The sequence below is a fragment of the Chitinophaga sp. genome (assembly GCF_036569185.1).
Lineage (GTDB): Bacteria > Bacteroidota > Bacteroidia > Chitinophagales > Chitinophagaceae > Chitinophaga.
Genome location: NZ_DATCRD010000381.1, coordinates 1 through 8,370, shown reverse-complemented (window position 1 = coordinate 8,370; position 8,370 = coordinate 1). Strand labels below are relative to the sequence as shown.

General features: G+C 49.3%; 9 protein-coding genes and 1 pseudogene. 4 read left to right on the top strand and 6 right to left on the bottom strand.

What is annotated here, in order from left to right:
- Window positions 1–429, top strand: a 429-nt coding sequence (locus tag VIM72_RS28730) for a hypothetical protein (protein WP_332006246.1), incomplete at its 5' end; no start/stop codon positions are given.
- A 40-nt stretch (window positions 430–469) separates the two neighbouring features.
- Here VIM72_RS28730 and VIM72_RS28725 read toward each other — a convergent pair.
- Window positions 470–1,708 (bottom strand): MFS transporter, encoded by a 1,239-nt coding sequence (locus VIM72_RS28725; RefSeq protein ID WP_332006245.1) that lies wholly within the window; start codon window positions 1,706–1,708, stop codon window positions 470–472.
- 143 nt (window positions 1,709–1,851) lie between these two features.
- Between VIM72_RS28725 and VIM72_RS28720 the strand changes: the two genes are divergently transcribed.
- From VIM72_RS28720 to VIM72_RS28710, 3 genes are all read left to right on the top strand, one after another.
- A complete protein-coding gene (locus VIM72_RS28720) occupies window positions 1,852–2,739 on the top strand; it encodes a hypothetical protein (protein ID WP_332006244.1) in 888 nt (295 codons plus the stop codon).
- A 168-nt stretch (window positions 2,740–2,907) separates the two neighbouring features.
- The gene (locus VIM72_RS28715) at window positions 2,908–4,377 is read left to right on the top strand and encodes a DUF5723 family protein (RefSeq protein ID WP_332006243.1); all 1,470 of its coding nucleotides are present in this window, start codon (window positions 2,908–2,910) and stop codon (window positions 4,375–4,377) included.
- A 1-nt stretch (window position 4,378) separates the two neighbouring features.
- Window positions 4,379–5,668, top strand: a complete 1,290-nt coding sequence (locus VIM72_RS28710; protein WP_332006242.1) for a folylpolyglutamate synthase/dihydrofolate synthase family protein — start codon at window positions 4,379–4,381, stop codon at window positions 5,666–5,668.
- Window position 5,669: 1 nt separating this feature from the next.
- On the opposite strand, the gene VIM72_RS28705 is transcribed toward VIM72_RS28710, so the two are convergent.
- The 5 genes and pseudogenes from VIM72_RS28705 to VIM72_RS28685 all read right to left on the bottom strand — a co-directional run.
- The gene (locus VIM72_RS28705) at window positions 5,670–6,221 is read right to left on the bottom strand and encodes an NUDIX hydrolase (protein ID WP_332006241.1); all 552 of its coding nucleotides are present in this window, start codon (window positions 6,219–6,221) and stop codon (window positions 5,670–5,672) included.
- Between the two features lie 19 nt (window positions 6,222–6,240).
- Window positions 6,241–6,768: a YfiT family bacillithiol transferase gene (locus VIM72_RS28700; protein WP_332006240.1), complete on the bottom strand. Its 528-nt coding sequence runs from the start codon at window positions 6,766–6,768 to the stop codon at window positions 6,241–6,243.
- 3 nt (window positions 6,769–6,771) lie between these two features.
- On the bottom strand, window positions 6,772–7,536 hold the full coding sequence (locus tag VIM72_RS28695; RefSeq protein ID WP_332006239.1) for an ABC transporter ATP-binding protein: 765 nt from the start codon (window positions 7,534–7,536) through the stop codon (window positions 6,772–6,774).
- 70 nt (window positions 7,537–7,606) lie between these two features.
- Complete coding sequence (locus VIM72_RS28690) at window positions 7,607–8,095, bottom strand: CAP domain-containing protein (protein ID WP_332006238.1); 489 nt, start codon at window positions 8,093–8,095, stop codon at window positions 7,607–7,609.
- 158 nt (window positions 8,096–8,253) lie between these two features.
- Window positions 8,254–8,370, bottom strand: a pseudogene (locus VIM72_RS28685) (fructose-bisphosphatase class I); the annotation flags it as partial.

Sequence of the window (8,370 nt, the reverse complement as noted above, 5' to 3'; positions counted from 1 at the left end):
AACCCAGATATGAAAAGAATCCTTCTTTTGCCGGTACTGGCAATGATATTTTTATTCAACAGCAGTTTCAATATGTTTGAAGGTCAGCCGGCCACAGGGAAGAAAACGGTTACTGAACCGGCAAAAAGGTGTGGACCGTGGTTTACTGCTTACAACTATGGTCTTACTGTTACTCAGATTGCCCTGACTTATCCTGATGCTTCAGTGCATAGTATAACCAGTCCAACTTTTCCTTGTTCATTTCCCCAAGGTTCTAATGGCACCTATACAATTAAGGTCTATATTTCCGGTATACCTTCCTCCGGCGTATACGTAGCTGCAGGAGACCAATGTAAGTACTCCACCTCAAGTCCGGTTACATTTACATTTGTGGCAAATGTCTGTGTAGAATACCCCATCACCATTTCAAACTTTGCGTGCGACATTTAATTTCCTAAACAGCGGGGATGGACGGGAAAACGAAAACAGGTTATACCAATCCTGTTTCTTTGATCTCTTTCCTGTCCACCCCTATCTTCTTCTGCAACCACAAAAACCCTCCTCCTGACAGCACACACCCCAACGCCGTAATTCCCCACCACGGCTTAAATCCAAGATGCTGCACCACGAAAGCCCCTGTGGTAGGCGATACAATATTGGCCAGTGAATACGAAATGGTGTAAAGCGCAGCATACTGGCCCCGGTTATGATCCCGGCTCCTGCCGATCCAGAAGCTGTTCATAAAAGGCAGGCAGAACATCTCACCGAAGGTGATCACCACCATAAACACCACTGCCAGGGCCCATACCGGCGGCAGGACGCAAAGCAGCATATAGGAAAAACAAACCATCATAGCGCCCCGGGCCACAAAAGCCAGGTTCGGCATCTTCCCGTCGAGGCGGTATACCATCACCATTTCCACCAGCGCGATCAATATCCCGTTCACCGACATATTGAGCCCGATGGCCCACTCCTCCAGGTGCATTACTTCCTTAAAATACAGGGGCACAATACTGGAAAACTGGAACAGGCAGATGGCGTTCACAGTGGCAAACAACAGGAACCACAGGTAAATATGATCCCTCCATACCTTATCTTCTTTCTTTACAGCAGTTTTAACCGCTTTGGGCGGCGCCGGCACCGGTGGCAGGAAAATCCGCATCAGGGTGGCGGCCAGCATACAGGTGAAGCCATCTACCCAGAACAGGAGCTGGTAGCTGAAGCTGGCCAGGATACCGCCAATGGCCGGGCCTACCGACCAGCCAAGGTTCACCGCCAGCCGGTTCAGGGCATACGACCGGGTCCGGTTTTCCGGCGCGCTGTAGGCGGCAATCGCAATACTGTTGGCCGGCCGGAAGGCATCTCCTACAGAGCTCATCACAAATACGCACACACATATTTGCTCAAAGGTGCGCATCTGACCCAATAAAATGAATAATAATCCGTTAGAGAAGAGGCTCCAGAACTGTACCTGGTAGAAACCGATCTTATCAGACAGCCATCCGCCCAAAAGAGCGCCAACAATGGCGCCGGTGCCAAAACACGCCATTACCAGGCCAGCCTGGGCAATGCTGAAGTGAAGATGCTGGGTAAGATAAACGGTCATGAAGGGAATGACCATGGTACCGCTCCGGTTGATCAGCAATACAAGCGACAACCACCAGGTAGCGGGGGAAAGACCAGTATAGGCATTTTGATAAAGACGGATCGTTTGTCGGGCAAGGTTCATAAAATCGGTGAAAAAAATTTTTCCTGTAATCGGATTAACAGCACAGTTTTTGCAAAGATCCGGAATTCATCTTTTGATGAGTCATTATTTTTTCTGGATCAAAACATTAACTTTGGTCTAAACACGCGCTCAACAAGGTTATCATGGAGGAAAAAAACGGTAAAAAAAATATACAGGCATTAGGGATCACTATCGGCGTACATGCATTGCTGTTAGTGGCGCTGGTATTTACCGGTTTTTCCGCTCCTCCACCCCTTCCCGACCAGGATCTGGGCATGGAAGTGAACCTTGGTACTTCTGACGATGGCATGGGGGATGAACAACCACTGAACCCCAACCCGCCCAGCGCCGCAGCTCCGGAACCCGCAGCTGCAGAAAGCCCGGCGGCTACAGCGCCCGCCAACACCGAGCCCCAGCAGGATATTGCTACCCAGGACGAGGAAGAGGCGCCGGAAATAAAAAAACCGGAAAAACCTGTAGAGAAACCAAAAGAAATTCCAAAGAAATTAGAACCCAAACCGGTTAAACCAACAAAGAAACCTGCAGAAACGCCACCAGCGCCAAAGCCACCAACACCAAAGCCTAAAGCCGTATTTTCAGGCGGTACCGGCAACAGTGCCAATAGCGGCAACAGCGCCAATGGCTCTAACAACGCTACCGGTGAGGGCAATACCGGCAAACCCGGCGACAGGGGCCAGTTGGGTGGCAACCCTAACGGCGGCGGATATACGGGCGGTGGCCTTGGCGGCGGACGCTCCGATTTCCACCTGAACGGCAGAAGCCTTATCGGCCGGCCACAGGTTACTTACGACGGCACTGAAACAGGCTATGTAGCCATCAATATAAAAGTAGATCAAAAGGGAAATGTGACATCTGCCACTTTTAGCATGAAAGGATCTACTATCAGTAACCCCCGCCTGATAGAGATAGCCAAAAAGGCTGCTTCCAGCGGACAACTGAAATACAACGCTAACCCCGACGCACCTGAAGAACAGTTTGGGGTAATACGCTTCTTTTTCAAAGCAGAATAATATATACAAATTAAAAGAAGCTGTTTGTTTTGCCGGACCAGTCTGATCCGGAACACCAGCGCTTCATCCGTAAGTCTGACCGTTCCTACATCTCTACCTATGACTGAAACAACAGACAAGAGCAAACTTTTTGTGTCATTTCGAGAAACCTATTTTTTATCGCCAACGATGATTGTAAAACTTAACCGTATCTTTTCCGGCACTGCAATATTGCTCGTGCTGATGCAGGCCGCTGTGGCACAAACTTTCCCGGGTTACAACAACAGTAACTACGCGGGTATTTACGGCGTATTTTCCAACCCGGCCAGCGCCGCCGGATATCGTTATAAATGGGATGTGAATATTATTGGTGCAGATGTAAATGCAGGCAACACCTATGTGAGCGTGCCAAAATCCGTGTTGTTCAACAGGCCGGATTCGTTTGTCCGGAACCGTGATTATTTCCTCGATGAAGGCGCCAACAGGAAACAAATGGGCTGGGAAATGGGGGAAATTGTATTGCCTTCTGTATTATACGCTATCGATGAAAAGCAGTCAGTATCCTTTGTATGGCGCATGCGCAGCAGCAGTAGCGGAGGTAACATTACCACTCCCATCGCCAATTTCTTCGGGGTGGATTTTCCCAACCCCGGCTATCTCAACAGCAGCCTGAGTATCCCACAGGCAGGCGTTTCCTCCCATGTATGGCATGAACTGGGTTTCAGCTATGCGCGCACTATTAAAGAAACCTACAGCGGACGCTGGAAAGCAGGCGTTACCCTGAAACTGCTCAGTGGTGTGGCAGCAGGCTATGCAGCCGTTAAAGACGTGAATTTCCGGCTGAATTCATCCCGCAATGCCACCATCACCAGCGGTACTTTATACTATGGCTACAATAAGGAAATGGACGACTGGCAATCGCCTGCACAGAAGAACCTGCACCTGTTCCAGAACAACGGCATCGGCGCAGATATAGGCGTAATCTATGAATACAGGCCCGATAACGGCGGCTTCGGCGCCTATGAAGGCACCGACGCTGATGATTACAAATTCCGTATAGGCGCTTCCGTTACCGACATCGGCCGGATAAAATATAACAGGTCGCCCACAAACACAAACCTCAGCCTGGTGAAAGACGATGTAGACCCCAAAGCCATCCAGTACCGCAAAAAGGAAAGCCTGCAGCAATATGCCCGCCGGCTCAATAATTACTTCACGCCGCTGGGCACCGACTCTACTTTTAATATGATGCTCCCTACCGCCCTGAACCTGATGGGCGATTATAATATCGACAGCCGCTTTTTTATCAGCGCACATGCGGTAATTGCATTAACAGCAGGCAACAGGGACATCTCCAAAACATACGCATTAACACAATTCAATATTACGCCGCGGTATGAAACCTACCTTTTCGGCGCCTATATGCCATTCTCCATTAACCGCAACGGCCAGGCCGATGTAGGGGCCGGTATACGCATAGGCCCGCTCCTGATCGGCTCCAGCACAATTTTTACCAACCTCTTTCAAAGACATATTGATCGTGCAAATGCTTTCGTAGCTTTGCGCTTAAATTCAAGCATGTTAGAACGGGGCAACGGTGGTGGCTTATTTAAAAAACGTAACAACCAGTTGGATTGCCCGGTAGTTAATAATTACTGATATGGCCTCTTACAAAGAAACGCTGGACTATCTCTATGCACAGCTGCCCATGTTTACCAGGGTAGGCGCCAGCGCGTTTAAAACAGATCTGCATAATACCATTGCATTACTGGATCAGCTGAACCAACCGCAAAAACATTTTAAAACCATACACGTAGCCGGCACCAACGGGAAAGGATCTTCCAGCCATATGCTGGCAGCCATTTTCCAGCAGGCCGGTTATAAAACAGGGCTCTATACATCCCCCCACCTGCTGGATTTCAGGGAACGTATCCGCATCAACGGGCAAATGGTGCCGGAAGATTTTGTAGTTGATTTTACAGAAAGGATGCGTACCCACATCACCAACATCCAGCCTTCTTTTTTTGAGCTCACCGTAGCCATGGCTTTCAGCTACTTCCAGCAGGAAGCAGTGGATATCGCCATCATTGAAGTGGGCCTGGGTGGGCGGCTGGACAGTACCAATGTAATTACTCCCGAGCTATCGCTGATCACCAACATCAGCTATGATCATAAAAATATCCTGGGAGATACCCTCCCGCAAATTGCCGCTGAAAAAGCCGGGATCATCAAAGCCGGTGTACCGGTAGTGATCAGCGAAACACAGTCGGAAGTGCAGGATGTATTTATCAGTACTGCCAACGCACTGAATGCGCCTATCCATTTTGCCGACCAGGAATGGATGGAAGCATCCGGCGCCATTGAAAGCAATCACTTCACTATAACGTTACTGGATACACGACAACAGCAGATGCGCCGTTTACAACTGGATCTGAACGGCCAGTACCAGGAAAAAAATGTGATGGGCGTATTGTCGGCAGTAAAAATATTACAGCAAAACGGCTGGCATATTACCTGGGATCACATTACACATGCGCTTTCCCATGTAAAAAAATTAACGGGCCTCCGTGGCCGCTGGGACATTATTCAGCGGCATCCGCTCACTGTCCTGGATGTAGGGCACAATGAAGCCGGTATCCGTGAAGTGATGCAGCAGCTGGGCCATGTTAATTACCAGCAGTTACATATTGTAGTAGGATTTGTGAAAGATAAAGAAGTAGAGAAAGTGCTGCCGTTATTCCCTTCCACTGCGCATTATTATTTCTGTAAAGCACAGATCCCCCGCGCGATGGATGAACTGGCGCTGGCGGAAATGGCCGCCACCAACGGATTGCAGGGCCATGCCTATCCTTCTGTACAGGCAGCATTGCAGGCGGCCAGGCAACATGCCCAACCAGACGATATGATCCTCATTTGTGGCAGCTTCTTTATAGTAGCAGAGGTAATGTAAATTATTTCATCGTCATTTTACCGAGATACAGCAACGCGTAAAAGATGCAGGTGGTATGCAGGCTGTGTACTATCTGGTTGTCCAGTAACAGTTGCTGTAGCTCTTCCAACGGCATGATCACCACTTCAATTTCTTCGTTGTGATCCAGCTGCTGGTCCTGTACCTTTACCCCACCCATTGCAAGGAACATATGCGTGTAATTATTGCTGGAGGCGGTATTAGGGGCAATGGTGCCAAGCGATACCCATTCTTTAAATGCGTAGCCGGTTTCTTCCAGCATCTCGCGTTTCATGGCAAACAATGGGTCAGGGTCTGACGGATCCATGGTACCGCCGGGGATCTCTAGTAATGTTCTGGCTACTCCCTGCCTGAACTGCCGGATCATGATCACCTGCCCATCTTCCCGCAGGGCCACCCCATTTACCCAGTTATTATATTCCAGTACATAATAAGGGGCTACAATTTTACCGGTGGGAGTTTCGCAGGTGTCGACACGTGCTGTAAGCCATGCGTCTTTAAAAAGGTATTCCGACGACAATAATTTCCAATCCATATTCATAATAACATTTGCTTTACCAGTCCATTCGTTCTTTCAGGCGCAGGATATGCTCCAGGTGGTGTTTACCATGCCAGGAATAGTTGGCGGCATGGGTTTTCAGGTTATGCCGGGTGCCATTCGCCGGATGTATAAAAGTGCGTTCCCATTCGCGCTCAGCCAGGTGTTCCATCAGGCTTACCCAGCGTTGATGCAGCGCATGTAACAGGGTAATGGATACATTAACAGGCGTAAACTGTACATCAGGCAGTTCCGCCCACAGTTGTTCCTCATAAGGCTTTATCACCGGCTGCTCTTCCGTCAGCGCCAGCTTCATGCGGGTATACCCGTTCAGGTGGCTGTCGGCCAGGTGATGTACTACCTGTACTACCGTCCATCCATCAGGGCGGTAGGGCGTTTGCAGCTGGAACTCATCCAGGTTTTGCACCGCAATTTCCACCAGCTGGGGCAGGTAACGGATGTCGTTTATAAAACCGCGCAACATCTCCGGTGTATAATCCGGTAATGCTTCAAAGCGGCCGATAGGATATTTAAGTGATTCCATGATTTATTCTTCGCGTAAGTCTTTCCCCGTCAGGTGGATGAATACATCTTCCAGGTTGGCTTTCTTCACTTCTTTCTTTCTTTCAAAACCGGAAGAAACCAGGTTATCGATCAGCGCATCCGGCGAATCGATAGCAATGATAAGGCCACTGTCTACAATCGCGCAGCGGTCGCACAAAAACTCTGCTTCATCCATATAATGCGTGGTGATCACCACGGTAGTGCCCTGGCGGCGCACCTGCTGGATGAGGTCCCACAAATTGCGGCGCGCCTGCGGATCCAGGCCGGTAGTAGGTTCGTCCAGGAATATGATCTGTGGCTTATTGATGAGCGTAGTAGCAATGGAAAAGCGTTGTTTCTGGCCACCGGAAAGCTCCTTGAACTTTGCTTTGGCCTTATCTTCCAGGTTAAACATCGCCAGTAGCTCCATTGGCTGCACGGGTTGATTATATAAACCGCCAAACATTTCGATGAGCTCTGTAAGATTCAGTCCGGGGTAATAACCGGAGCTCTGCAATTGCACGCCGATGATCTTCTTGATATCATTCGGGTCTTTGTCGAGGTCATAACCTCCCACCATCACTTTCCCGGCTGTTTTCTCCCGGAGGGTTTCAATAATTTCCAGGGTAGTGGATTTACCGGCGCCATTGGGGCCCAGCAGGCCAAAGATCTCTCCCTCGAACACCTCAAAGCTGATTCCTTTTACTGCGGTAAACTCCCCGTATTTCTTCACCAGGTTACTTACCTCAATGATCTTTTTCTTTTCCATAGGGCCAAATTACAGAAAGAATGCGAAAAAAAGGAAGGGGACAGCTTCCTGCTGTCCCCTTCTGTTGAATTTACTGTTTGATAAACACCTGTGTAAAGAAGGTGATCCTGCCTTTATCCGCGGTGCCGATACCAATGAGCGTATAATCGCCCAGCATATTTTTGCGGTGCCCCGGGCTCTTGATCCAGCCGTTTACTACTGCTTCTGCATCAAGGGTGCCGTAAGCCACGTTCTCCGCGGCGCTGGCTACGCGGCCCATTTTTTTGGACACGTTGGCTACACGTTCTTCAAAACCTTCATGACCAAAACCGGTGCTGCCGTTGGCCATATCCCGGCTGTGGCGGCGGGCCTGCTGGCTGATGGTAGCATCCAGCACTAAAGGTTTCAGGCCTTTGGATGCACGAAATTTGTTGGTGTAATAGAGGATCTGCTCATCCATGCCGGCGCCTGCATTACTGCTGTCTGCCACACGGGTGGCACGTGAACACGCGCTAACCTGGATAACGGCCAACAGGGCTACGAATAATGCAATGATCCGCTGGTTCTTCAAAATCAACATAGCGATTAAATGGTTAATAATTAAAAATGAGTAAAGAATAACAATATGACTATTAAAATCAGGCCAGGTTTAGCAAGCCTGGTGCCAGAAATTAAAAACGGTGCACAGGGGATGTTTTGTATCCGCCGTACACCGTTTTTTATGTTATTTTTTTACGCTTATTCGTTGATGATCCGCTGCCAGGTGTCCATCATGGTTTTGGAACCTATAAAGATGGGCATCCGCTGATGCAGCTGTACCGGCTTCAGCTCCAGCAGCCGCTGTTTGCCATTAGC